This window comes from Rhodococcus sp. YH1 (assembly GCF_009939605.1).
GTDB classification, from domain to species: Bacteria; Actinomycetota; Actinomycetes; order Mycobacteriales; family Mycobacteriaceae; genus Rhodococcus; species Rhodococcus aetherivorans.
In genome coordinates this window covers 1-24560 of the sequence record NZ_WVTE01000002.1, presented here as the reverse complement: position 1 = coordinate 24560, position 24560 = coordinate 1, and the positions used below count along the sequence as shown (strand labels likewise).

Here is a 24560-nt window from a genome sequence, read left to right as displayed (position 1 = left end):
CCTGGCCGCGGTGCACCGGGTGTACCGCACGCCGTACCGCGCCGTCGCCGCGGCTGGACTGGTGGCGCTCACGATCGCCGTCGCCAAGGCCGGGGCTCCGCATCTCGTCGCGGGGCTTCAGCACGCGGTACGCGTCGCGGTGCTCGTCGCGTACGTCCTGGTGGCCGTCGCCTCCCTGCGCTTCCTGACCAGAATCGGCGAGCACACCCGCGGCTCGACCCTCGTCGGTGGTGCTGCGGCCGCGGGCGGCGCGCTGCTGCTCGGCTGCGTCGTCGGCTCCGGCATCGTCGCGGTCGATCCCGCCGTGGTGGCCGTCCCCCTGCTGCTGCTCGCCGCGGGACCCCTGTGGTATCTCCTGCTCCGGCGGCGGACGCCACGCGCTGCGACGGCGATCGGGGTGTTCGACAGCGCGGAATCCGCGGACGTGCTGCCGGGCGCCGGGGTCTTCGCACCCGACCGGCTCGGCGCGATGACCCTGGTGCGTGCCGACCGCGGCCCGCATCGGGACCTCTGACGGTGGCGCGCGAGGTCACCGGCCGGGAGCCGACGGCCGTGCAGCGTGCGCTGGCCCTGCTCGAGGCGGTAGCTCAGCTGGGTTCGGGCGCGACGGCCAAGGATCTGGCTCGGCTCACCCGCATTCCGCCGGCGACCGCGTACCGGCTGCTCAACCTCCTCGTCGCCGACGGCTATCTGGTGCGGGTGCACGACCTGTCGGGTTTCGCGCTCGGCCGACGGACGCAGGAGCTGGCGGCAGCACCGCACGCGGAGACGTGGCCCGTGGCCGAGGTGCTCGAGGATCTGCGCGCCCAGGTGCGGCACGGGGTGTATCTGGCGTCCTACGAACAAGACCGGATCCGGCTGGTGGATCGCGACCCGGACCACGAGCTGCTGGGCGAGTCGTCCTTGACCCGGCACCTGCACGCGTCCGCGATCGGGAAGCTGCTTCTCGCCGACCGCCCCCATCTCGTCCCCGGCACAGCCCTGCCGAAAGTGGGGCCGCGCACGATCGTCGAGCTCGACCGGCTCGCGATCGAGCTGAGTCGCATCCGGAGCCTCGATGTGTCCGTCGAGCAGGACGAATTGCGTCAGGGACGCACCGCGGTCGCCGTCCCGGTGCGCGACGACGGCGCCGCGATCGTGGGATGCCTCGCGGCGATCGGCGGTACCGGGCGCATCCGCACCGACGATCGGGATCTGATCGATCTGCTCCACGAGTTCGCCGGGCGCCTGCGGCTGCCCGGCGCAGCGCGACGCACGTGAGCGGAGTCCACGCGCCGGGTCAGCGGGACGCGTGCAGATTCCGGGCGGTCGGCGACGTCTCGACCGAGGCCGGGTCCGGTTCGGTGCCGAGAATCCGGTCGGCGGTGCCCGCGGTGGTGACGGTGAACCAGTAGTGCTCGTTCTTGAAATGGTGGTGCCGATGGTGGCGCCACACCGCGCGGTAGGGCCGCGAGTTCGGGCGGTAGTCCGTGTGGATGAGGTAGTGCGTCCATTCGTAGCTCAGGCCCAGGACGCCCACCGTCACCAGGAACGTCAGTGCCAGGCCGGCCCTGGGGAAGACCAGCCATGCGCCGGCGACGAGAACCGGCAGCAGCCACACCAGGGTCTGCCAGGGAATGAAGATCAGCGGCACGTCGCGCGGGTCGCAGTGGTGCTCGCGGTGCTTGCGGGCCAACAGCGAATCCAGCGTCAGCCCGGCGATCCGGCGCGGCCGCCAGTGCAGGATGCCGACGTGGATGACCCATTCCACCAGCGGAAACACCAGCAAGGCGACCAGTGGGACCAGGGCGTCGGAGATCTGCCAGTCGCCGCGGAGAACCCGCGCGACGCTCGCGGCGGCGAGCATCGCGCCGATCATCCACGGCGACGGGTGCCGGGCGAACTCGGCGGCGGCGTCCCGCAGGCCGATCGAGGTGCGACGGCTACGCCGTTCGGTCCGATCCGTGCTCATGCCCGGCTCCTCGCATCTGCGTGTTCCGCATGGTCGATGGCGGTCGTCAGGGCCGACGTGCCCAGGTCGAGCAGTTCCCCGGCGGCGCGTTCGGCGCCGTCCTCGTCGTGGGCGACGATCGCGCCGGCGAGCCGTTCGTAGAGGTCGGTGCGGCCGACTTCGGCGACCAGGACGCCGGCCATCGCGGTCATGGCCGGTTCGTAGGCGTTGCGCAGGCTGTTGAAGATCAACCGGAACGCGAGGGAGTCGGCCGCGTCGACGACGCGTTCCCAGAATTCGAGGGCGGCGACCTGCAGCGCGACGGGGTCCTCTCCCGTCGCGAGCCGCGCCACGGCGTCGCGCAACCGGGGTTCCGTCTCGTCCGTCGCGCGGGCGGCGGCGAGCCGGGCAACCTGACGGCCGATGAGGCGTCGGGCCTCGAGGACACTGCGGACGACGTCCCAGTCGGGCCGGCCGTCGCGCACGAGCAGCCGCGGGAGCAGCTCCGGACCGGCCTGGGTGCGGAAGTCGCGGACCGACGTCGCCTCCCCCTGGCGCACCTCCACCAGACCCGCGTGGGACAGCCGGGAAATCGCCTCGCGGACAGCGGGTCTCGATACACCGAACGCTTCGGCCAGGTTGCGCTCGCTCGGCAGCGCCGCCCCGGCGGCGAGGTCGCCCCCGAGCACCCGGGCGGCGATCTGGTCGTACACCTCGCCGGAGGCGGACTTGCGGGCGATCGGCTCGAACATCACGGACCGACCGTAGGCCGGAACCCGGCCAGAGGTCAAGTGGTCATACCAGTTTGGTGTCGGCCGAATGTCACAGCAGGTCGATCTGAGCGAAGTGATGTGACATTCGGCCCGCACGGAGCCGCCCGATCAGCTGAAGCCCATCACCTGGTCGCCCCAGGCCTCACGCAGCACCCTGTCGGGGTCCGGGACAAGGGTGTCGGTGCTGTCGATCAGCAGGGTCATCCGCTTTCCGGTGTCGTACGGCGCCCAGTGCCGGGACCCGTCCAGCGCGGCGGGCACACCGTGGTGCGCGAAGGCCAGCCAGCGGCGCTGGATCCGGCCCGAGACCACCGTCGCGGCCTTGCGGCCGCCGAGCCAGAACGTGGGGTCGCGATCGAGGGTCCCGAAGTTGCCGAAGACGTAGGGCAGTTCGGTGGCGTGGCCGGCGCCGATCCGCGCCGCCTTGAGCATCGGGGTGGCGTGGTCGAACCGGTACACCCACGTCGGCGAGTGGGCGCTGTGCGCGTCGGCGATCCACACCACCGGCATCCGGAACCCGGCGTCCCGCGAAAGCGCCATCGCCCCCGACGTTTTCGAGACGTCCGGATACGCGGAGATGATCTCCGCGATGCGGTCGGGCGGCAGCTCCGGATGATCCGCGGCGAGCGCGTCGAGCATCGCCTGCACGGAGGCGTCGCTCACCGGCATCAGCGGCGACTTCATGAAGCGGAAGATCGACGGCTCGTCCTTGTTGGACCCGATGATCAGGGGAATCCGGTGCGCGAGCCCCTTCTGGAACGCCGCCACCGGGTACTTCGGCACCAGGTCGCGGTCGACCACCGGCGCCATCGCGAGCGTGCCGGGGAACTTCGTGGGGATCTCCCCGACGAGCACGTCGCCCGCATCGGTCAGCGTCTCGTGCGGCATGTCCCGCAGCGCCCACACCCGGGCCGGCGTGAGGTCGAGGATCTCGAGGAACCGCTCGGCGACCCGGGCCGCCCGCTCGGACCCGTATGCCGACGTCGCCGGCGGGCTCTGCGCGATGGCCCGGTGGAACAGGCCCTCGGCGCGGGGCACGGTCATCAGGGTGGTCAGCGACCCGCCGCCCGACGACTCGCCGAACACGGTGACCCGGTCCGGGTCGCCCCCGAACGCGGAGATGCAGTTGCGCACCCACTCGAGCGCGGCGATCTGGTCCCGCAACCCGACGTTGGATTCGAAGGTGGTCCCGGCTGTCGAGAACGACGAGAAGTCGAGGAAGCCGAGGGCGCCGAGCCGGTAGTTGACCGTCACCACGACGACGTCCCCGCGTTCGGCGAGCAACCGTCCGTCGTAGATCCGCTGACCCGAGTACCCGAGGACGTAGGCGCCGCCGTGGATCCAGACCATCACCGGCCGCGGCTCCCCGTCCGGCTCCGGTGCCCAGATGTTCAGCGAGAGGCAGTCCTCGCCGATCGACAGGCCCGGGTCGATGGGGATGGGATTGTTGCGGCCCTGCGGCGCGATGGGCCCGAACCGGCGGGCGTCGAGCACGTCGGTCCACGGCTCCGGCGGTTCGGGGGCGCGGAACCGAAGGTCGCCGGACGCCGGCGCGGCGTACGGGACGCCCTTCCACGCGTAGACGGAACCGTCGCGGTAGCCGCGTACGTCGCCGTACTTGCACCCGACGATGAGAGTCTCGGCGTCCACGGTCCCTCCCGAACGAACGGTCTGGGGCCAAGGTACCAACAACAGACAGGCTGCACGCGCAGCCCCGGCGACCCGGCACCCCGGGCCCGCGTGGGGCGAGCCACACCCGGTGCTATCGTCGCCTCCGTAGACACGGGGTGCTCCGCACACGAGCGGGAGCTGAGATCACACCCGTCGAACCTGATCAGGTAATGCTGACGAAGGGATGTCACGGCATGACCATGCCTGCCCATGCGTCGGTCCCGGAGGGGACCGAGCGCTTCACCGATCTGCTGTGGGACCGTACGAAGGTCCTGCGCGAGGCCATCGACGACCTCGAGTTCCTGCGCCGGCTCGGCGACGGGACCCTGCCGCTCGACGCGTTCCGCTTCTACATCGAGCAGGACGCCCTCTACCTCGCCGGCTACGCCAAGGCGCTCGCCCTCCTCGCGGCGAAGGCCCCGGACCCGGCCACCGCCGCGTTCTGGGCCAACAGCGCGGCGACGGCCGCCACCGAGGAATCGGCCCTGCACCGGGGTCTGCTCACCGGTGGTGTCCTGCCGCCCGCCGAGGACACCCCCGCGCACTCCCCCGCCTGCCTCGGCTACGTCTCCTACCTGACCGCCACGGTCGCCACCGATCCGTATCCGGTCGGCGCCGCCGCGGTGCTTCCGTGCTTCTGGATCTACGCCGAGGTCGGCCGCGAGCTGGCCGTCCGCGCCGCCGACGTGCTCACCGCGGACCCCACCCACCCATACGCCCAGTGGGTCACCACCTACGACGCGCCCGAGTTCCACGCCGCGGTCGCCACCGCCCGCGAGCTCGTCGACGTCGCGGCGGCGGCGGCCACCGACACCGAGCGCGAGGCCATGGCCGGGGCGTTCACGATCGCCACCCGCTACGAGCTGCTGTTCTGGGACACCGCGCTGAACACGCAGGACTGGCCGGCCTCATGACGACCACCTCCCGGCTGCGTCGCCGGCTCACCGTCCTGGCCGCCCTCACCGCGGCGCTGCTGCTCACCGCGTCCTGCGCCGGCGGCACCGGCGACGACGACTCCGGCGACACGATCCGGTTCGCCCTGGACTGGACGCCGAACACCAACCACACCGGCCTGTACGTGGCCCAGCAGGAGGGCCTGTTCGCCGACGCCGGTCTCGACGTCGAGTTCCTGCCCTACAACAACACCACCCCGGACACCCTCGTCGACGCCGGCAACGCCGAGTTCGGCATCTCCACGCAGGCGCAGGCGACGTTCTCCCGGGCGGCCGGCTCGCGCACCGTCTCGGTGCTCGCGCCGCTGCAGCACTGGGCGACCGGCATCGCCGTCAAGGCCGACCGCGCCGACCTCACCCGGCCCCGGGACCTCGACGGCCGCACCTACGCGGGCTTCGGCGACCCGGGCGACGAGGAGACGCTCGCGCAGGTGATCCGGAACGACGGCGGGCGGGGCGACTTCACCTCCGTCACCCTGGGCACCTCCGCCTACGAGGCCGTGTACTCCGGCACCGCCGACTTCACCGTCTCGTACCTGGCGTGGGAAGGCATCGAGGCCGAGCACCGCGGGCTGCCGATGCGCTACTTCCGCTACACCGACTACGGGTTCCCCGACGCCTACGCGATCGTGATCGACGGCAACGAGGACTGGCTGGCCGAACATCCGGACCAGGCCCGGGCGTTCGTGCAGGCCGTCCAGCGCGGCTACGAGATCGCCGCGCAGGACCCGGACCGCGGAGCCCGCGCGCTGATCGAGGCCGAGCCCGGCGCCTTCCCCGACGAGGATCTCGTCTACGAGAGCCAGCGGATGCTGTCGGCCGGCTACCTGCGCGACGAGAACGGCCGCGTCGGCACCCTCACCCTCGAACGGTGGACCGGGTACTCCCGGTTCCTGTTCGAGAAGGGCCTGCTCTCCGGCCCCGACGGCAAGCCGTTGACCACCGAGCCGGACTGGTCGACGTACTTCACCGATGACTACCTCACGCCCTGACCCGACCCGGAATCCCTGGGTGCGGCGCGTCGCACCGGCCGTGCTGGTCGTCGCCGCGCTGACCGTCGGCTGGCAGCTGTACGTGACGCTCAGCGGCATCCGCCCGCAGGTGCTGCCCTCCCCCGCCCGGGTCCTCGGGCAGGGCTGGGCACACCGCGACGACATCGCGGGCCATGCCTGGTCGACGCTGCAGGTCACCCTCGTCGGTTTCGCGGTGTCCCTCGTCGTGGCGTGGCTCCTCGCGATCGTCGTGGACTTCTCGCCGTGGCTGCGCCGCGCCCTGGTGCCGCTGTTCGTGGTGTCGCAGACCCTGCCGATCATCGCGATCGCGCCGCTGATGATCATCTGGTTCGGATTCGGGCTGCTGCCGAAGATCCTGGTGATCGCGCTCGCCACGTTCTTCCCCATGGCGATCGGCCTGATCGAGGGCTTCGCGGCCGCGGACCGGGAGGCGGGAGCGCTGCTGCGCAGCATGGGTGCCTCCCGCTGGCAGGAGTTCCTGTACGTGCGGCTGCCGTCGGCGCTGCCCCGGTTCTTCACGGCGCTGCGCATCGGGGTCACCTACGCCGTCGTCGGTGCGGTCTTCGCCGAATACGTCGGCGCCACGTCGGGGCTCGGGATCTACATGAGCACCCAGAAGAACTCGTTCCGGACCGATCTGGTGCTCGCGGCGGTGCTCGTCACCGCGGTGGTCTCGCTGGCGCTGTACCTGCTCACCTACGCCGTGGAACGGGTGGTGGCGCCGTGGGCGCAGACGACGAGGAGCCCGCGATGAACGCCGTCACGGTCACCGGCGTGCACAAGGCGTTCGGTGCGCGCACCGTCCTCGACGGCGCCGAGTTCGCCGTGGCCGAGGGCGAGTTCGTCTCGCTCATCGGCCCGAGCGGGTGCGGCAAGTCCACCCTGTTCGGGCTGATCGCCGGTCTCGACTCTCCCGACACCGGTGCCGTCACGGTGGGTGACCGGCCGGCCGCACCGGGACGGGCCGCCCTGATGCCGCAGAAAGACCTGCTGTTCCCGTGGCGCACCGTGCTCGGCAACTGCGCACTCGGCCTCGAGGTGCAGGGCGTGCCGCGTGGCGAGGCGCGTGCCCGGGCCCGGGCGCTGTTCCCCGCCTTCGGCCTCGCCGGGTTCGAGGATGCCGCCCCCCGGCAGCTCTCGGGCGGGATGCGCCAGCGCGCGGCCCTGGCGCGGACGGTCCTGCAGGGCCGCAAGGTGCTGCTGCTGGACGAACCGTTCGGGGCCCTGGATTCGCTGACGCGCACCGAGATGCAGCTGTGGCTGCAGCAGGTGTGGCAGCGGGACCGGTGGACGGTGCTGATGATCACCCACGACGTGCGCGAGGCGCTGCTGCTGTCGGATCGGGTGCTGGTGCTCACGCGGCGCCCGGCCCGGATCTGTCACGAGGTGACGGTGCCGCTGCCCCGCCCCCGGGGTCTGGACACGTTGACGTCGCCGGAGTTCGTGACCCTCGAGAAGGAGCTCGTCGACGTCCTGCACGCCACCGGACCACGCAGTTCCGCACTGCCGGACTGACGACGATCACGAAATGTCAAGTGCCACCTCGAATTCCACAAGGGCGTCCTCGAGGTGGCCGAGCAGCCGCTGCAGGCCGGGGACCGTGCGGCGGCATCCGACGACGCCGAAGTCGACGGTGTCGGCGGTGGTGGTCAGCGTGATGTTGAGTGCCTGGCCGTTGAGCACCACCGACACCGGGTAGATCCCGTCGAGCCGGGACCCGCTGCGGTACACCCGCTCCCGCGGTCCCGGCACGTTGGAGATGATGAGGTTGAACGGCGGCGGGGCCAGGGAGACGGCGCCCGAGATCGGTGCCAGCGCGAGCCCGGCGACGTTCAGCGCCGACCACACCGTCGCCTGCAGCGGCGTCATCCCGGCGAACAGGGTCTTGCCCTCCGCCATCGAATCACTGACCGTCGAGAGCCGGGTGAGTGGATCCTCGAGATGGGTGCCGAGGTTGCACAGCGTGACCCCCACGCTGTTGCCGCCCGCGGCCGAATCGGGAGCGTCCTTGGCTCGCAGCGACACCGGGACCATCGCGATCAGCGGAAGATCGGGCAGGTCCTGCTGTTCGAGGAGGTAGGCGCGGAGGGCACCTGCGCACATGGCGACGACGACGTCGTTGCTCGACACCCCGGCCGCCTGCCGCACCCGCGTGATGCGTTCGCGGCTCCAGGACTGCGCCGCGAAGCGCCGCGTCCCGTCGATCGGAACGTTGAACATCGACCGCGGTGCCTCGTACGGCAACGCGACGCGGCGCCCGCCGAGGACGGTCCGGGCGATCCGCAGCGCGACGGGCGCCGCGCCGATCACGTCGCCGGCCAGTGAGCGCACCGCAGCGAACAGCGAGTCCTGCTCCCGGGTGCCGGAGCTGGGGCGGGCCGGCAGGTGCCACGGCGCCGGGAATTCGCGCACGTTCGGATCGGGGGTGTAGGTCCGCTGCAGCAGCCGCAGCCCCGAGACCCCGTCGAGCAGCGCGTGATGCATCTTCGTGTAGACGGCGAACCGGCCGTCGGCGAGCCCTTCGATCAGATAGGCCTCCCACAGCGGCCGGTGCCGGTCGAGCAGGCCGCTGTGCAGGCGCGAGACGAGGGTGAACAACTCACGGATCCGGCCCGGCGCCGGCAGGGCCGAGTGCCGGACGTGGTACTCGAGGTCGATCTCGTCGTCCACGGCCCACCAGGTGTAGCCGAGGCTCGACACCGGGTCGGCCGGGCGCTTGCGGAACAGCTCGTCGACCTGCGCGTCGGCGACCAGCCGGTTGTAGAGGTCGGTGACGTATCCCGGACCGGCGTCGGGCGGCGGCGTGAACAGCTCGAGCGAGCCGAAGTGCATCGGGCGCTCCCGCGACTCGGCGATCAGGAACATCGAGTCGGTCACAGGCATGTATCCCACCGGGACAGCCCCCTTTCGTCCGCCGTCGCACGCTGGGATGGATGGTACGTCCGGCGACCGGACGGCCGTACCGGATCGATAACGGGCACGCCGACGACCTGCGGAGTTCCCTTTGTCCGGTCTCCATCGAGTCACGATGCTTCGCCCCGGCGATTCCTCGTCGTACTGTCGGGCAACCGACCCGGACGAACGCCGCGAACGCCTCGGAGAAGGGCCGAGAGAGAAGACGGGAGCCGTCGACGAGAGGGCTCCGTCCGAGCAGGTGAGGACGAGGAGGTCCCGGTGACGAGTACCGCGTCGAACCATCCGTCGTTGTCGTATCCGCCCGTGCCGCGGCCGGTGCTCCGCCGCGAGGTCGCCGGCGTGAGCCTGCCGTCGCAGGCGCTGACCTTCTCGGTGCGCAGCACCGTCAAGCCGGTCATCGACGCGTGGGCGCGCGCCCCGCACCTGCCCTGGCCGACGGGCGTGGTGGACCGGCTGGCGTTCCCCCTCAAGCCGGTCCCCGGCACGCACCGGCACCCGGTCCGGCTGCCGTCCTGCCACGCCGAGTTCCTCGCCGCCCCCGGAGCCGACGGCGCCACGGCGATCCTCTACCTGCACGGCGGCGCGTTCCTGGTGTGCGGCCTGACCACCCACCGGCAGATGGTCTCCCGCATCTCGTCGGCGGCCGGGGCACCCGTGCTCAGCGTCGCCTACCGCATGCTGCCGGGACACCCGATCGAGAGCGCGGTCGAGGACGGCATCGAGGGGCTACGGTGGCTGATCGCGCACGGCTACCCGACGGAACGAATCGTGGTGGCCGGCGACTCCGCCGGCGGATTCCTCACCTTCCAGGTGACGCTCGAGGCGCTGCGGCTCGGTCTCGGCCGGCCGGCCGGCAACGTGGCGCTCTCGCCCCTGACCGACCTCGACACCCGCGGCAAGCTCGAACATCCCAATTCGTACCGGTGTGCCCTGTTCCCGCGCCGCGCCGTTCCGGCCCTCGCCGCTGTGATCGCCCGCATCGACGCCGCCTCCGGCCGGCCGGGTCCGCGCGCGGTGTCACCGGTCGACGCCGACCTGACCGCCATGCCGCCCACCCTCATCCAGACCGGCTCGGAGGAGATGACGTACGTGGACGCCGAGCTGATGGCCCGGCGCCTCTCCGGCGCCGGCGTGCCCTGCGAGCTGCAGGTGTGGGAACGGCAAGTGCACGTCTTCCAGGCCGCGGCGGGCCTCGTGCCCGAGGCGGGGCGAGCCGTCGATTCGATCGGAGCGTTCGTCCGCAGCGTCGGCTGAGATTCCCCCACCGGACCACCCCGCCGGTGCCACGTGGCGACCACCACCCGCGCCGAGCCGGGCACCTGTCGGACGGCGCGACTAGTGTCTCCGGCACAGATTGGTCCGGCAGCACTGGGAAAGGGGGGCGGATCGTGACCGACACCGAGAGCCGATTCGACCGCGACGTCGACCGGTCCTGGAGCGAGTTCCGGGCACGGCTCGCCGATCACGTGGCGTCGATGTGCGACGGCGACGGGCTGCTCCTCGAGCCGCTCGTCGAGGAGGAGACCGGACCCGCCGGACCGTGCGTGCAGTTCTACGCGTGGGGTGCAGGCCAGGTGCGGTGCGAGGTGCCGTCCAACGCCCACCTCGGCGGCGACCGTCGCCTCCGCCCGGCCGACGAGGCGCTGCTCGCCGAGCTCGGCTGGCGCGAACCGTCCCGGGGACCGGAGGACCCGGAGGACGGCGGGTCCCCCGCCTACTGGATGGACCGGCCCGCGGCGTGGGCGGACCAGCTCGCGGCCGTCGCGGTGACGGCGCTGCGCCGGGTGTGGGGGGTGCCGCATCCGCTGTTCCTGCGCACCGAGACGTTCGGCGCCGGCCGGGCGGCGGCCTTCGACCTGCCCGCGCCCGCCGAGGAGACGCCGCCGCCGGCCGCGCTTCCGCTCGCCGTCGAGACCGCGGGCGAGGAGCACGTGCGCGAGCTGATCGAGTCGACGCTGCGCGAGCGGATCGGCGACGTCCCGCTGTGGGACGAGGACGGCGACCTGGCGTTGCGGGTCGCGGGGTTGCTCGTGTTCGTCGGCGTCGGGCCGCACGAGCGCACCGTCGACGTGTTCGCCCCGATCGTCCACAACATCACCGGGCGCACCCGCGCCGCCGAGGTCGTCGCCGACCTCAACCGCCGGTGGCCGCACCTGAAGTTCGTGCTGGTCGAGGACCGGGTCGCGGTGGCGGCACACCTGCCCGCGTCGCCGTTCGTGCCGGCCCACCTGCTGACCACGCTCGACCACGTCGCGCAGTTCCTCGAGGGGCTGGACGAGGCGTTCGGCACCCGCCTCGGCGGCGAGCTGCTGCACGAGACCGACCACGACGGTGTGCCGCCGCCCCCGGACGAGCTGCCGCCGTGGACGACGGACTCTGAGGAGGACCTGCCGCCGACGCTGCTGGCGCTGCGCGATCTCCATCTCGACGGCCGGGCGGAGGTCGAGACCCGGACGGTGGCCCGCATGGCCGGCGACGAACCGGACCAGCTGCTGCGTTTCCTGCGGATGAGCGTGGACGCGCAGGTCTGCTGGCAGGCCGAGGCGATGGGGCGTGCCGCGGCCGGAGACGGCGCCGGCACCGCCCGCGCCGAGGCGAAGGCGCAGGAGTGGGAGCTGACCTGCCGCTCGCTCACCGCAGCGATGCGGCTGCTCGTGCCCCCGGCGGGCACCGCCACCACACGCGTGCGGCGGCCGCGTCCGTCCCCACCCGAGCAGATCGAGCTGTTCGAGAACCCGGACGAGCCGACGTTGTTCGACGAACTCTCCGACTGAGCACCTCGTGCGGGCGAGCCGTTTCCGCGGGACGGCGCGGCCGCAGCGCGGGCACCCGGCGTGGCCTTCGGCAGCCGGGGTGGTTCAGGGGGTGGTCGCCTCGAGATGCTTGAGCACGGCCAGGACGCGTCGGTGGTCCTCGGGTTCGGGGTGCAGACCGAGCTTGAGGAAGATCGCCCGGACGTGCGCCTCGACGGTGCGTTCTCCGAGGAACAGGGCCGCCCCGATCGCCCGGTTCGAGCGGCCCTCGGCCATGAGGCTGAGGACCTCGCGTTCGCGGGTGGACAGCGTGTCGATGGGACGGCTGTCGCGGTGGGGCCGGGCCACCATCCGGCTCACCACGCTGGGGTCGATGGCCGAGCCGCCCTCGGCGACCCGGTGCAGGGTGTCGACGAACTCGTCGATGTCGGCGACCCGATCCTTGAGCAGGTAGCCCAGGCCGGCGGCCCCGTCGGCGAGCAGATTCATGACGTGGTCGGTTTCCACGTACTGCGACAGCAGTACCACCGCGGTGTCCGGGTGGTCGGCACGGATGGCCGCCGCGGCGACGATTCCCTCGGTGGTGTGGGTCGGCGGCATCCGGATGTCGACGACGGCGACGTCGGGCCGCTCGTCGGCGACGAGACCGAGCAGGGTGGCGGCGTCGCCGGCCTCGCCGACGACGTCGATCCCCTCGTCGCACAGCAGCCGGGCGATACCCTCGCGCAGCAGCACGGAGTCGTCGGCGAGCACCACCCGCAGGGGTGCCGCGCTGCCGCCGCGCCGCGTCGCGCGCCGCGTCGCGGCGACCCTGCTCGGTGACGCGGTGTCCACCGCCACCGTCCGGGCCAGGGTGTCGTCGGCTGCCGGAGCAGGGACGGTGGTCGTGGTCTCGGAGGTGAGGGCGTTCCGGGCGGCGGCGGTGAGTTCCCTGCAGGTGTCGTAGCGGTCGTTGCGGTCCTTCGCGAGGGCACCCGCGACGACGGCGTCGAACGCCTTCGGCAGGTCGGGTCGAGCCTCACTCGGCCGGGGTATCGGGCTGCGGACATGTCCGTGCCACAGCTTCGCCAGGGTGTCGCCGGAATACGGGGGGCGGCCGGTCAGCAGGTGGTAGAGGGTGCAGCCGAGCGAGTAGATGTCGGTGCGGTGGTCGAGCGCGGCGGTGGTGTCGAACTGCTCGGGTGCGGCATTCTGCAGGCTGCCGACGAACATCCCCGTGCGGGTGAGCCCGCCCGCCTCGTCGAGGGCCTTGGCGATGCCGAAATCGGTGAGCAGGACCCGTTCGGGTTCGCCCGGGCCGGCGGGTTCGGCGAGCAGGATGTTCGTCGGCTTCACGTCCCGGTGCAGCACCCCGGCCTGGTGGGCGTAGTCGAGTGCCTTGCCGATCTCGGAGACGATGTGGACTGCCCGCTCGGGCGGGACGGGCCCGTGGCCGAGCAGCGCGGCGGCGTTGGTGCCGGGGACGTACTGCATGGCGATCCAGAGCCGGCCGTCCTCGCAGCCGCGGTCGTAGACCTGGACGATGTTGGCGTGCTCGAGGCGCGCGGCATGGTCGGCCTCGAGTTCGAAGCGGGCCTTGACGCTGTCGTCGGCGGTCAGGGCGGGGTGGAGAAGTTTGAGGGCCACCTTGCGCGGCAGGTGCGGGTGCTGCGCCAGGTAGATCGAACCCATGCCGCCCGCGCCGAGCAGCCGCTCGATGGTGTACCCGGCAAATACCGAACCCGGCCCGGGAGCCCCGTTCCCCGTCACCGCCACCACCTCCCGAAGCGGCCCACCTCCTCTATTCAACCCCTCGGGGATCGTCGGCGGAACCGCTGCGGCGCGCGGTTGTCCGCCGACCTGGCGCCGGTCCGGCGCGGAGCGCACCGTGCAGACACCGGCCGGGGCTCCGTGCAGGCACGGTACGGATCTCCGTGCAGGCGCTGCCGCCGAATCACGTGACGGCCGAGATGGTCGAACAGTGCCAGCACGGTGGTCCGGCGGGGCCGGGAGCGAGATGCTGGGAGCGAGGATCGGAGGCCTCGTCGTGAGTCGTCGAACAGTGCCGGCCATCGTCGCCGTGACCACCCTGCTGGTGGTCGCGGTGGTGGTGGTGTCGCTCGATTGGCCCGGCGGTCCGCCCGTCGGCCCGGCGGAACTGGTCGCCTTCCCCGCGGTCGGCGTCGCCTTCGTCGCGGCGGGCATCATCGCGTGGCGGAGCCGCCCGGACGACAACACGGGACGGCTGATGGTGCTGGCCGGGGTGCTGTGGCTGGTGAAGGGGGGCGGTGCGTCACGCAATCCGGTCGTCTTCACCGTGGGCGCGGCGCTGACGGTGATGTATCTCCCGGTGCTGATCCATATCCTGCTCGGTTTTCCGACGGGGCGATTGAACCGGCGGTGGGAACGGTGGTTCGTCGGGGGCTGCTATGTGTACTTCCTGGTCTCGGTCCTGCTCGATCTGATGTTCTACAACCCCTCCGTGATGGTCGGTACAGAACGCTTCACCGCGCCCAACCTGCTGCTGGTCCGGGACGACCCGGCGATCTTCAGGGGGCTGCAGCTCGTCTTCGGCGCAATTGCCATCGGCATCAGTGTGGTCGTGATCGGCGTGCTGCTGGCCCGCTGGCGGTCGGGGTCCCCGGCCTACCGGGCCGCGTTCGCGCCCCTGTGGATCGCCGGCATTCTCGGATTCGCCACGGTGATCGGAACGGGGCTGGTCACGGCGCGGTCTTCCGGCGTGGGGAACGTGTGGACGGCCTACCTGAGCTATCTGGCGACCGCGCTGTTTCCAGTGGCGGTGCTGGTCGGGTTGTGGCGCTACCGGGTCGCGCGCAGCGCGGTCAGCGACGTGATGATCGAGGTCGGTGCGGCCCCGCTCGGGGACGAGTTCGTCCACGCGCTGCGCAAGGCACTGCGCGACCCCGGCCTGATCCTGTGGTCATGGTCACCACAGTGGAACAGCTATCTCGACGCGAACGGGGAGCCGCAGAGCCTGCCGGACGACGACGACCCCCGCGCGGCGACCGTCCTCGAACGCGACGGCGTCCCGGTCGGAGCGCTGGTGTACGACCGGTCGCTGCGACATCAGCCGCAACTGCTCGCGGCGGTGCGCAGCGCCGCGACCCTCGCGCTGGACAACCAGCGCCTCCAGTCCGAGTTGCAGGCTCAGCTCGCCGAGGTCCGCCGGTCCCGGGAGCGGATCGTCGCCGCCGGGGACGCCCAACGGCGGCGGCTCGAACGCAACCTGCACGACGGTGCGCAGCAACGCCTGGTTGCCGCGACGATCCTGTTGCGGCGTGCGCAGCGGGCATCCCAGCCGGAGCGCAAGCAGGAGCTGCTCGACGAGGGCACGGCCGAACTGGACTCGGCGCTGGTGGAACTGCGGGAACTGGCCCGGGGTGTCTATCCCCCGGTGCTGCAGGAACACGGGCTCGCCGCCGCGCTGACCGCCCTGGCCGAGCGCGCGCCGCTGCCGGTGGAGATCGTCGACACCCTCACCGTGCGGGCTCCCGCCTCTGTCGAACTCGCCGCCTACTTCATCGCCGCCGAGGCGGTGGCCAACGCCACCAAGCACTCCGGCGCCACCCACATCGAGATCGACCTTCGCCGGGACGGCGGGATGCTGCGGATGGTCGTCACCGACGACGGGTGCGGCGGTGCGACGCTGACCGCCGGCGGTGGGTTGAGCGGACTGGCGGACCGGGCCACGGCCCTCGGTGGGGTGCTCACCGTGCACAGTCCCGTGGGGGGCGGAACGACGCTGACGCTGTCCCTTCCCCTCACCACCGGGACATCCGGGGAGCCGTCGTGAACCTCCGGGTGGTGCTCGCCGACGACTCCGCGGTGCTCCGCGAGGGGATCGCCGGCCTGCTGCACGACGAGGGAATCGAGGTGGTCGGCCAGGCCGCGGAGGCGCAGGCCCTGCTGCGGCTGGTCGGCGAGCAGCGCCCGGACCTCGCCGTCGTCGACATCCGGATGCCTCCCACCCACACCACTGAGGGCATCGAGGCCGCCCTCACCATTCGCCGGTGCTTCCCGGGCACCGCCGTGCTGCTGCTGTCCCAGTACGTGGAAACCGAGAACGTCATGAACGTCTTCGCCGGCGGGACGGCCGGTCTGGGATATCTGCTCAAGGACCGCCTCTCCGACATCGACGGGTTCCTCGGCTCGCTGCACCGCGTCGCGGCGGGCGGAACGGCGATCGATCCCGACGTGGTCGGCCGGTTGGTCTCGCGGCCGCACCGCGACCGGGTGGCCCTCGACGAACTGTCCCCCCGGGAACGGGAGGTCCTCACCCTCCTGGTCGAAGGCCGTTCGGACCGGGCGATCGGAGCGGCCCTGTCCCTCGGGGAACGTACCGTCGGCGCGCACGTGCGCGCCGTCTTCGACAAGCTCGGCCTGCCCCCCGAACCCGACGGCCACCACCGCGTCCTGGCCGTGCTCGCGTACCTCGGCCCCGCAGTCCGCAACTGACATCGCCGGGTCTGCCGAGTGGTCCGCGACCTGGCATGATCGGGTGTCGTGACATCGACGGTGAAGCTGCGGGAACTGGCCGAGCAATTCGGGATCGCCACCTCGTATGTGGGGTGGGACAAGCAGGACCACTACGCGAGCGACGACACGTTGCGCCGGGTCCTGGCCTCGCTGGGCGTGTCCGCGGGCACCGAGGCGGAGATCGACGCCGTCCTCGCGGATCTGCCGAACGAGCCGTGGCGGCGCATGCTGCCACCCGTCCTGGTGGTCGTGCAGGGCGAGGAGCGCACCTTCCCCGTGCACGTGCCCCACGGCACTGCGGTGCAGGTGCAGGTGCGCACCGAGGACGGCGACGTCGTCGACGTCGCGCAGCGCGACGTGTGGGTCGATCCGCGGGAGGTCGACGGCCGGCTCGTCGGCCGCGCGACGTTCGCCGTCCCGGACCTGCCGCTCGGGTGGCACACCCTGCACGCCCGCAGCGACGACACCGAGGCCGAGACCACCCTGGTGGTGACACCCGCGCGTCTCGGCACCGCCGACCGGCTCCTCGAGCGACGTCGCCGGGGCCTGGCCGCGCAGTTGTACTCGGTGCGGTCGAAGCGGTCGTGGGGCGTCGGCGACTTCGCGGACCTGGCGGACCTCGCCGCGATCACCGCCTCGGTGGACGGCGGTGACTTCGTGCTCGTCAATCCCGTCCACGCAGGCGAGCCGGAGCCGCCGCTCGAGCCGTCGCCGTACCTGCCGAGCTCGCGGCGGTTCGTCCACCCGATCTATCTGCGGGTGGAGAACATCCGCGAGGCGGCGTTCCTGCCGCGCAAGCACCGCAAGACGCTCGAGGCGTACGCCGGGAAGTTCGCCAAGTCGAACCGCAAGGACAAGCGCATCGACCGGGACGCCGCGTTCCGGGCCAAGTTGGACGTGCTCGGGCACGTGTTCCGGGTGCCGCGCAGCCCGGCGCGGCAGGCGGAGTTCGACGCGTTCCGCGCCGCGGGCGGGGACGCGCTGACCGATTTCGCGTTGTGGTGCGCGCTCAGCGAGAAGTTCGGCGATCGCAGCGCCCGCTGGGAGACCCTGGCGGCGACCCCCGACGCGCCGTACGTCGCGCGGCAGCGCACCAAGCTGGCCGAGCGCATCGAGTTCCACTGCTGGTTGCAGTGGCTGTGCGACGAGCAGCTCGCCGAGGCGCAGTCCGCGGCGCGTGCCGCCGGCATGGACGTCGGCATCGTGCACGACCTCGCGGTGGGTGTCCGTCCCGACGGCGCCGACGCCTGGACGCTCGGCGACGCCCTGATCCGCGACATGACGGTCGGTGCGCCGCCGGACGACTTCAACCGGCAGGGTCAGGACTGGACCCAGCCGCCCTGGCATCCGGTCCGGCTCGCGGAGCTCGGCTACCGGCCCTACCGCGACGTGGTGCGCACCGCGCTGCGCCACGCCGGCGGCCTGCGGGTGGACCACATCCTGGGCCTGTTCCGCACCTGGTGGATTCCCGAGGGCTGCACGCCCGATCAGGGCACGTACGTCACGTACGACCACGAGGCCCTCATCGGGATCCTGGCGCTCGAGGCGCACCGGGCCGACGCCGTGCTGATCGGCGAGGACCTCGGCGTGTTCGAGAGCTGGGTGCAGGAGTACCTGTCCCGCCGCGGCATCGCCGGGACGTCGATCCTGTGGTTCGAGCGCGACGGTGACGACCCCCGGCCCCCGGAGAGCTACCGGGAGCTGTGCCTGACGTCGGTCACCACGCACGACCTGCCACCGACGGCGGGTTTCCTTGCCGGAGAACACATCACGCTGCGGTCCGAGCTGGGTCTGCTCGAACGGGACCTGGAGACCGAGGCCGCCGACGCGGCCGCCGAACGCGACGCCGTGCTGGCGGTGCTGCGGGAGCGCGGACTGCTCGACGAGGTCGCCGACGAGCAGCGGACCGTCGAGGCACTGCACCGGTTCGTCGCGGCGAGCCCGTCGGCGCTGATCGGGGTGTCGCTGGCCGACGCGGTCGGTGAGCGGCGCAGCCAGAATCAGCCGGGCACGACCGACGAGTACCCCAACTGGCGGATCCCGCTGGCCGACGAGAAGGGCAGGACCGTGCTGCTCGACGATCTGCCCGGCAACGAGCGGTTCGCGGCCCTGCTCGCCGCTGTGGCGCCGGCCCCGGATCCCTCCGCAGCCGACGAGGCCTGAGCGTCTCGGCCGGCCGCCGGGTTCCGAACCCGGCGGCCGGCCGCGCGTCACTTCGCGTACATGCTCTCGATGTCGGCGGCGAAGCGCTCGGTCACGACGTTGCGCTTGATCTTCAGCGTCGGCGTCAGCTCACCGGTCTCCTCGGTGAGGTCTCGGTCGAGGATGACGAACTTCTTGATGGCCTCGGCGTGGGAGACCATCGAGTTGGCGTCGTCCACGATGGACTGCAGCGCGTCGTGCAGCGCCGGGTCGTGCCGCAGGTCGGCGATGGTGGCCGTCGGCGCCTTCCCGTTCTCGGCCTTCCAGTTGTCGAGCACCTCGGGGTCGACGGTGAGCAGCGCGGTGATGAAGCTGCGCCCGTCGCCGACGACCACGGCCTGCGAGACGAGCGTGTGCGAGCGCATCCGGTCCTCGAGCGGCCCGGGCGAGACGTTCTTGCCGCCGGCGGTGATGATGAGGTCCTTCTTGCGGCCGGTGATGCTCACGTAGCCGTCCTCGTCGATCTCGCCGAGATCGCCGGTGCGGAACCAGCCGTCGTGGAAGGCCTCGGCGGTGGCCTTCTCGTTGCGCCAGTAGCCCTGGAACACGACCCCGCCGCGCAGCTCGATCTCACCGTCGTCGGCGATGCGGGTGCTGTTGCCGCCCATGGGCTGGCCGACGGTGCCGATCTTCTGGGCGCCGGGCACGTTCACGCTGTGCGCGGCGGTGCTCTCGGTCAGGCCGTAGCCTTCGTAGATCGGGACGCCGACGCCGCGGAAGAAGTGGCCGAGACGGGGACTCAGGGCGCCACCACCGGAGATCGCGAACCAGCACTCGCCGCCCATCGCCTGCCGCAGCTTGGCGTAGACGAGCTTGTCGGCCATGTTGCGCTTGGCCTTAAGCACGAACGACGGACCGCCGTGGTCGAGCGACTCGCTGTAGGCGATGGCGGTCTCCTCGGCGAACGCGAAGATCGCCGCGTTGAACCTGCCGCCGGCCGCGGCCTTGCGCGCCGCGGCGTCGCGCACCTTCTCGAAGACGCGCGGCACGCCGAGGATGGTGTTCGGGGCGTAGCGCTCGAACTGGGCGGAGATCGTGCCGAAGTCCGACCAGTGCGCCTGCGCCGCACCGCCTTCGAAGACGGCCAGCGAGACGGCACGGGCCAGCACGTGCGCGAGCGGCAGGAAGGTCAGCACCCGGCTGCCCGGCTTGGCCACCTCACCGATCGAGGCGGTCAGGATGCCGCGGACCTCGCTGTAGAAGTTGCGGTGGGTCAGCATGCAGCCCTTGGGCCGGCCGGTGGTGCCCGAGGTGTACACCAGCGAGGCGAGGTCGTCGGCGCGGATGCCGTCGAGGCGGGCCTGCAGCTGGGCGTCGTCGACGCCGGCGCCCTCGGCGATCAGCGTCTCCACGGCGCCGCCCTCGATCCGCAGGGTGCGGCGCAGGGTCTCCGGCATGTCGACGAACAGCGCCTCGTGGCGCGCGGTCTCGACGACGGCGACGACCGCCTCGGAGTCCTGCAGGATCCAGCGGATCTGCTCGGTGGACGAGGAGTCGTAGATCGGCACCGTGGCGGCGCCGGCGGCCCAGATGGCGTAGTCGAACAGCGCCCACTCGTAGCGGGTGGCCGACAGCAGGGCCACCCGGTCGCCGGGCTGCACGCCCGCCGCGACGAGGCCCTTGGCGACCCCCGAGACCTGCTCGGCGAATTGCCGTGCGGTGACGGCGACCCAGTCCTCTCCCTCCGGGCGGGAGTACATCACGCGGTGCGGGGTCTTCTCCGCGTGCGTGAAGACCGTGCGGACGACCGATTCGTCGTCGCCGACGGTGAACTGGGCGGGGGTGGTGTACTCACGCACGAGCGTCTCCCTCGTTGTGGTCGGGGCGGGCAGTGGACCGGTGTTCCACTCCCTGGCGGAAGCGGCGCAGCATGTCGACGAACCGATCGATGTCGTCCTGGCCCCAGCCGGTCAGCGCCGCGCGGATCTCGTCGTGACGTCCGGCGACGGTGCGGGCGAGGGTCTCGCGGCCCCGGTCGGTGAGCCGGAGCGGGTGGCCGAGCCGGGTCGGTCCGGCCTGCGCCTGGACGAGCCCGGCGTCGATGCAGCTGCGCAGCTGACGGGAGACGGTCGACCGATTCACGCTGAACGCATCCGAGATGTCGGTGGCTCGGCAGCCCGGGTTGCGGTCGATGAAGCCGAGCATCGAATGCTGCGCCAGCGAGAGCACGTCGTCGTGGGCGCGCTCCCCCGCTGTGAGATGGCGAATCAGGTACACGAACTCGTCGTATACCTCGGATACACCGGCCGCTGCGGACTGCGCCGCAACCTCCCGTTTGTGTTGCACGACGCAACTGTAAGCCCTGTGCCGCTCGACACCCCAATCGCCTCTCCCCGCGGCACCGCACAGACGCGCCGAGACGCACGGCGTCGATCGCGAATTTCCCCGAACCGCAGGCCCGGCCTGCCCGTTTCCGGTACAGATGATGCGACAGGACCAGGCCCCCGGCGAAGGAGTTCCCCGTGGCCGCACCCGATCGTTCGACGGCCGAACCCGATCCCGCGACGGCCGTGCGCGGCCGGCGACGGACCGCCGTGCTCGTCGGCCTGCTCGCGGCGGCGCACGCACTGCTGACGCCCGCGACCTCCGCGGCCCAGGAACCCGTCGGCTCGTGCGCGTGGCAGTTCCGGTCCGACTCGACCGTGCTGGACATCGCGTTCCCCGACGTCGATGCCACCTACTGGGTGCTGCCGTACGCGCTGGCCCCGGGCGACAGCATCGAACTGCACGGCACCTATCCGGCGGCCCGGTACTTCTCGCTCAACACCTACGGAACGAACTTCGACACGGTCGACACCCTGCGCGACGCACAGATCGCACCCGATCCGGGCAGCGGGAACCCGTTCGCGGACGCGGCCGCCGAGGGGCTGCCCGCCTCGGCCCGGCGCTGGAGCGCCACCGTCGTCACCGGTCCGGCCGACCACGCCCGCAACGAGATCGGCGCGCTGCCCACCGGCGGGTCACCCACCGCACCGGCCGGATTCCTCATCGTCCGGGTCTATGTGCCCGACGACCCGGCCTCCCCGACCGGCGGGGTCCCGCTACCGGACGTGACGCTGCACCAGGGTGGGCGCGCCGTGCCGGTGCCCACGTGCAGCTCCGACTTCGACCCCGCCGACTACGGCAGCGGACCGGTCGAGCGCGCCGCCGAGGCGGCCGTCGACCGCATCGTCGAGGGCGCGGCGTCCGGCGCCTTCCCCGGCAACAACCCCGAGGCGACCTTCGTCAGCCCGGCCACCACGTCCGGGTTGTTCCCGAACGGCGACAACAAGTACATCGGCTCCGTGCTGACGTACCAGCCGGGCCGGATCCTCGTCGTGCGCGGCAAGGCCCCCACGTTCCCCGACACCCGCGCCGGCGAACCCGTCACCACGCCCGGCCGCCAGGTGCGGTACTGGTCGATGTGCCAGAACGACCAGGTCACCCCGTACCCGGTGGTCGCGTGCGCGGCCGACTTCGAGACGGCGACCGACGCGGAGGGCTGGTTCACCTACGTCGTCGCGGCGCCCCAGGACGTGCCCGCCCGCGCCACGGCCGATCCGACGGTGACGGTGCTGCCGTGGGGCTCGACCGAGGTCCCCAAGAAGACTCTGCTCTACCGGAACATGCTGCCGGCCGACGCGTTCTACCCGCAGTCGGTGCAGGCCGCACAGGGCGGCGATCCGGCCGCGACGATGGGGCCCTACTACCCGCGGGCCGCGTACTGCGACACCGCCACCTTCGAGGCCGGCGGCTACGCCGCCTGCCTGCCCTGACCTCGCGGAGCCGGACCACGGGACCCGCCCGGCGGCGATACGTCCGATTCCGAGACGCCACGCCCCGCCGGCAATAACCTGTGTGACACCCGCCACACGGCGGCACCTGTTCCCCCAGGAGGCTCACGCATGTCCGTCCCCGCCCCGTCCGTCATCCTCGACCGCGTCGCGCACTGGGCGCAGACCAAACCGGACGAGGTCGCGGTGCAGTACCTCGACCGCACCCACACCTGGGCGCAGTGGCACGAGCGACTGCTCCACCTCGCCGGCGCCCTCGCCGCCGACGGCGTCGGACCCGGCGACACCGTCGCATTCGTCGACAAGAACAACCTCGCGTGCCTCGAGGTCACCTTCGCCGCCTCCGCGCTCGGCGCGGCGAACGCCATCCCGAACTTCCGGCTCGCCGGCGACGAGCTCGACTACGTGATCAACGACTCGCGCGCCCGGATCCTGTTCGTGGGAGCGGAATTCGCGCAGGAGATCGAGTCGCTGCGACCCCGGCTGTCCACGGTGCAGAAGATCGTCGTCGTGGGCGGGGAGAACGACGAGTTCGAGCCGTGGCTCGCGGCGGCCGCGCCGGCGACCCTGCCCGACGTCGCGCCCGAGACCACCGCGCTGCTGCTCTACAGTTCCGGCACCACCGGCCGGCCCAAGGGTGTGCAGCTGACGCACCGCAACCTGTTCGCGCACTCCGAGGACGTGCTCGCGGTGCTTTCGTTCACGGAGGGTGACTGCCTGCTGGTGGCGATGCCGCTGTTCCATGTGGGCGGCACCTGCTACGCGATCATGGGTATCCACGACGGCCGCCGGTGCGTGTTCACCCGGGAGGCCGACGCGCCGTCGCTGTTCACGGGTCTCGCGGCCGGCGCGAACATCGCCTTCCTGGTGCCCCCGGTAATAGCGGCCGTCCTCGGCGCGGGAGCGCACGCGATCGGGGCGTTCTCCCGGCTCAAGCGCATCACCTACGGCGCCGCGCCGATGCCGCTGCCGCTGCTGCGCGGCGCGCTCGCCGCGTGGCCGGACACCGAATTCGTCCAGGTGTACGGCATGACCGAGCTCGCCGGGGTGATCACGGCGCTGCTGCCGGAGGTGCACCGCGATCCGGCGCAGGAGGCGCGGATGGCGTCGGCCGGCACCCCCATTCCCGGCGTGGAGATGCGCGTCGTCGATCCGGCCACGCTCGAGGACGCGGCCCCGGGCGCGATCGGCGAACTGTGGTGGCGCTCGGCGCAGACCACCCCCGGGTACTGGAACCGGCCCGACGCCACGGCCGAGACGATCACGGCCGACGGGTGGCTGCGCAGCGGCGACATGGGCCGGGTCGACGACGGCGGCTTCGTGTTCATCGAGGACCGGCTCAAGGACATGATCATCACCGGCGGTGAGAACGTGTACTGCCCGGAGGTCGAGCGGGTCCTCGTCGAGCATCCGGCCGTCGCCGAGGTCGCGGTCATCGGCGTCCCGGACGAGAAGTGGGGCGAGACGGTCAAGGCGGTGGTGGTGCTCGCCCCGGACCAGAAGGCCGACGAGCAGGAACTCATCGACTACACCCGCCGGCACCTGGCGAAGTTCAAGTGCCCCGCGACCATCGACATCGTCGACATGCTGCCGCGCAACCCCACCGGGAAGATCCTCAAGCGCTCCCTGCGGGCCCCCTACTGGGCCGGACACGAACGGACCCTCTGAGCGGTGCGGCCTTTGGGCTGCTGCAGCAGCCCAAAGGACGCACCGGCCGCGGAGCGGCCCGGCTCAGCGCACCCGGCGCAGCAGGGCGGCCAGAGCCTGGCCGCCGCCGATGCACATGGTGACGATGCCGAGTTCGAGGTCGCGGCGCACGAGGTCCTTGGCCACCCGCAGGGTCAGGATGCCGCCGGTCGCGCCGACCGCGTGACCGAGGGCGATCGCCCCGCCGTACGGGTTGGTCTTGGCCGGGTCGAGCTTGGCGTCGCGGATCACGGCGACGGCCTGCGAGGCGAACGCCTCGTTCAGCTCGACGGTGTCGATGTCGGCCGGGGTGGTGCCGGTCTGCTCGAACAGCTTGTGCAGGGCGAGGACCGGCGCGTAGCCCATCAGCTCCGGCTCGAGCGCGGCGGTGGCGACGGACTCGATCACCGCGAG

The 24560-nt window shown here is 71.9% G+C and carries 19 protein-coding genes, 2 pseudogenes and 1 riboswitch; of the genes and pseudogenes, 13 read left to right on the top strand and 8 right to left on the bottom strand.

Annotated elements, in window-relative coordinates; translation table 11 throughout:
* Both AIIKEEIJ_RS00235 and AIIKEEIJ_RS00230 read left to right on the top strand, forming a co-directional pair.
* Positions 1–514: pseudogene (locus tag AIIKEEIJ_RS00235) on the top strand (APC family permease); the annotation flags it as partial.
* Between the two features lie 2 nt (positions 515–516).
* The gene (locus AIIKEEIJ_RS00230; RefSeq protein WP_338020885.1) at positions 517–1260 is read left to right on the top strand and encodes an IclR family transcriptional regulator; all 744 of its coding nucleotides are present in this window, start codon (positions 517–519) and stop codon (positions 1258–1260) included.
* Positions 1261–1279: 19 nt separating this feature from the next.
* Here the strand turns inward: AIIKEEIJ_RS00230 and AIIKEEIJ_RS00225 are convergent, their stop codons facing one another.
* From AIIKEEIJ_RS00225 to AIIKEEIJ_RS00215, 3 genes are all read right to left on the bottom strand, one after another.
* Positions 1280–1951 carry a sterol desaturase family protein gene (locus tag AIIKEEIJ_RS00225; RefSeq protein ID WP_161994630.1) on the bottom strand — a complete coding sequence of 224 codons (672 nt, stop codon included), beginning with the start codon at positions 1949–1951 and terminating at the stop codon, positions 1280–1282.
* Positions 1948–2682: a FadR/GntR family transcriptional regulator gene (locus tag AIIKEEIJ_RS00220; protein ID WP_029542852.1), complete on the bottom strand. Its 735-nt coding sequence runs from the start codon at positions 2680–2682 to the stop codon at positions 1948–1950. Before AIIKEEIJ_RS00220 ends, AIIKEEIJ_RS00225 begins: the two co-directional genes overlap by 4 nt.
* A gap of 129 nt (positions 2683–2811) precedes the next feature.
* Complete coding sequence (locus AIIKEEIJ_RS00215; protein WP_161994629.1) at positions 2812–4353, bottom strand: carboxylesterase family protein; 1542 nt, start codon at positions 4351–4353, stop codon at positions 2812–2814.
* A gap of 123 nt (positions 4354–4476) precedes the next feature.
* A riboswitch (TPP riboswitch) is annotated at positions 4477–4576 on the top strand.
* Here AIIKEEIJ_RS00215 and AIIKEEIJ_RS00210 point away from each other — a divergent pair.
* The 4 genes from AIIKEEIJ_RS00210 to AIIKEEIJ_RS00195 all read left to right on the top strand — a co-directional run bounded on the left by AIIKEEIJ_RS00210 (position 4569) and on the right by AIIKEEIJ_RS00195 (position 7855).
* Entirely contained in the window at positions 4569–5288 is a 720-nt protein-coding gene (locus tag AIIKEEIJ_RS00210; RefSeq protein ID WP_161994628.1) for a TenA family protein, read from the top strand. (Overlaps the previous riboswitch by 8 nt.)
* Positions 5285–6319 carry an ABC transporter substrate-binding protein gene (locus AIIKEEIJ_RS00205; protein WP_161994627.1) on the top strand — a complete coding sequence of 345 codons (1035 nt, stop codon included), beginning with the start codon at positions 5285–5287 and terminating at the stop codon, positions 6317–6319. The genes AIIKEEIJ_RS00210 and AIIKEEIJ_RS00205 overlap by 4 nt, the downstream gene beginning before the upstream one ends.
* Positions 6300–7094 (top strand): ABC transporter permease, encoded by a 795-nt coding sequence (locus AIIKEEIJ_RS00200; protein WP_029542848.1) that lies wholly within the window; start codon positions 6300–6302, stop codon positions 7092–7094. Before AIIKEEIJ_RS00205 ends, AIIKEEIJ_RS00200 begins: the two co-directional genes overlap by 20 nt.
* The gene (locus tag AIIKEEIJ_RS00195; protein WP_161994626.1) at positions 7091–7855 is read left to right on the top strand and encodes an ATP-binding cassette domain-containing protein; all 765 of its coding nucleotides are present in this window, start codon (positions 7091–7093) and stop codon (positions 7853–7855) included. The genes AIIKEEIJ_RS00200 and AIIKEEIJ_RS00195 overlap by 4 nt, the downstream gene beginning before the upstream one ends.
* 6 nt (positions 7856–7861) lie before the next feature.
* Here AIIKEEIJ_RS00195 and AIIKEEIJ_RS00190 read toward each other — a convergent pair whose 3' ends face one another.
* Entirely contained in the window at positions 7862–9223 is a 1362-nt protein-coding gene (locus AIIKEEIJ_RS00190) for a wax ester/triacylglycerol synthase family O-acyltransferase (protein WP_202916356.1), read from the bottom strand.
* Between the two features lie 291 nt (positions 9224–9514).
* Between AIIKEEIJ_RS00190 and AIIKEEIJ_RS00185 the strand changes: the two genes are divergently transcribed.
* Positions 9515–10510 carry an alpha/beta hydrolase fold domain-containing protein gene (locus AIIKEEIJ_RS00185; protein ID WP_161994624.1) on the top strand — a complete coding sequence of 332 codons (996 nt, stop codon included), beginning with the start codon at positions 9515–9517 and terminating at the stop codon, positions 10508–10510.
* A 134-nt stretch (positions 10511–10644) separates the two neighbouring features.
* Positions 10645–12030 (top strand): YbjN domain-containing protein, encoded by a 1386-nt coding sequence (locus AIIKEEIJ_RS00180; protein WP_161994623.1) that lies wholly within the window; start codon positions 10645–10647, stop codon positions 12028–12030.
* 84 nt (positions 12031–12114) lie between these two features.
* Here AIIKEEIJ_RS00180 and AIIKEEIJ_RS00175 read toward each other — a convergent pair whose 3' ends face one another.
* Entirely contained in the window at positions 12115–13767 is a 1653-nt protein-coding gene (locus tag AIIKEEIJ_RS00175) for a protein kinase domain-containing protein (protein ID WP_161994622.1), read from the bottom strand.
* A 268-nt stretch (positions 13768–14035) separates the two neighbouring features.
* Here AIIKEEIJ_RS00175 and AIIKEEIJ_RS00170 point away from each other — a divergent pair, with 268 nt between their 5' ends.
* The 3 genes from AIIKEEIJ_RS00170 to malQ are packed head-to-tail and all read left to right on the top strand — an operon-like array spanning position 14036 to position 18648.
* Positions 14036–15802: a sensor histidine kinase gene (locus tag AIIKEEIJ_RS00170; RefSeq protein ID WP_231385888.1), complete on the top strand. Its 1767-nt coding sequence runs from the start codon at positions 14036–14038 to the stop codon at positions 15800–15802.
* Positions 15799–16464 carry a response regulator gene (locus tag AIIKEEIJ_RS33880; RefSeq protein ID WP_161994621.1) on the top strand — a complete coding sequence of 222 codons (666 nt, stop codon included), beginning with the start codon at positions 15799–15801 and terminating at the stop codon, positions 16462–16464. Before AIIKEEIJ_RS00170 ends, AIIKEEIJ_RS33880 begins: the two co-directional genes overlap by 4 nt.
* 48 nt (positions 16465–16512) lie before the next feature.
* Positions 16513–18648 (top strand): 4-alpha-glucanotransferase, encoded by a 2136-nt coding sequence (malQ, locus tag AIIKEEIJ_RS00160; protein WP_161994620.1) that lies wholly within the window; start codon positions 16513–16515, stop codon positions 18646–18648.
* 47 nt (positions 18649–18695) lie between these two features.
* Here the strand turns inward: malQ and AIIKEEIJ_RS00155 are convergent, their stop codons facing one another.
* Positions 18696–20486, bottom strand: a complete 1791-nt coding sequence (locus AIIKEEIJ_RS00155) for an AMP-binding protein (protein ID WP_161994619.1) — start codon at positions 20484–20486, stop codon at positions 18696–18698.
* Positions 20479–20973 carry a MarR family winged helix-turn-helix transcriptional regulator gene (locus AIIKEEIJ_RS00150; protein ID WP_006939453.1) on the bottom strand — a complete coding sequence of 165 codons (495 nt, stop codon included), beginning with the start codon at positions 20971–20973 and terminating at the stop codon, positions 20479–20481. Before AIIKEEIJ_RS00150 ends, AIIKEEIJ_RS00155 begins: the two co-directional genes overlap by 8 nt.
* 224 nt (positions 20974–21197) lie before the next feature.
* Here AIIKEEIJ_RS00150 and AIIKEEIJ_RS00145 point away from each other — a divergent pair, with 224 nt between their 5' ends.
* Together AIIKEEIJ_RS00145 and AIIKEEIJ_RS00140 are read left to right on the top strand one after the other, a co-directional pair.
* Positions 21198–22442 (top strand): hypothetical protein, encoded by a 1245-nt coding sequence (locus AIIKEEIJ_RS00145; protein WP_029542836.1) that lies wholly within the window; start codon positions 21198–21200, stop codon positions 22440–22442.
* Positions 22443–22571: 129 nt separating this feature from the next.
* On the top strand, positions 22572–24128 hold the full coding sequence (locus AIIKEEIJ_RS00140; RefSeq protein ID WP_161994618.1) for a long-chain-fatty-acid--CoA ligase: 1557 nt from the start codon (positions 22572–22574) through the stop codon (positions 24126–24128).
* Positions 24129–24191: 63 nt separating this feature from the next.
* On the opposite strand, the pseudogene AIIKEEIJ_RS00135 reads toward AIIKEEIJ_RS00140, so the two are convergent.
* Positions 24192–24560, bottom strand: a pseudogene (locus tag AIIKEEIJ_RS00135) (acetyl-CoA C-acyltransferase); the annotation flags it as partial.

Coding starts and splice junctions, on each gene's coding strand:
- AIIKEEIJ_RS00225 (WP_161994630.1), bottom strand. CDS start 1,951: ATGAGCACGGATCGGACCGAACGGCGTAGCCGTCGCACCTCGATCGGC.
- AIIKEEIJ_RS00220 (WP_029542852.1), bottom strand. CDS start 2,682: ATGTTCGAGCCGATCGCCCGCAAGTCCGCCTCCGGCGAGGTGTACGAC.
- AIIKEEIJ_RS00210 (WP_161994628.1), top strand. CDS start 4,569: ATGACCATGCCTGCCCATGCGTCGGTCCCGGAGGGGACCGAGCGCTTC.
- AIIKEEIJ_RS00205 (WP_161994627.1), top strand. CDS start 5,285: ATGACGACCACCTCCCGGCTGCGTCGCCGGCTCACCGTCCTGGCCGCC.
- AIIKEEIJ_RS00200 (WP_029542848.1), top strand. CDS start 6,300: ATGACTACCTCACGCCCTGACCCGACCCGGAATCCCTGGGTGCGGCGC.
- AIIKEEIJ_RS00195 (WP_161994626.1), top strand. CDS start 7,091: ATGAACGCCGTCACGGTCACCGGCGTGCACAAGGCGTTCGGTGCGCGC.
- AIIKEEIJ_RS00190 (WP_202916356.1), bottom strand. CDS start 9,223: ATGCCTGTGACCGACTCGATGTTCCTGATCGCCGAGTCGCGGGAGCGC.
- AIIKEEIJ_RS00140 (WP_161994618.1), top strand. CDS start 22,572: ATGTCCGTCCCCGCCCCGTCCGTCATCCTCGACCGCGTCGCGCACTGG.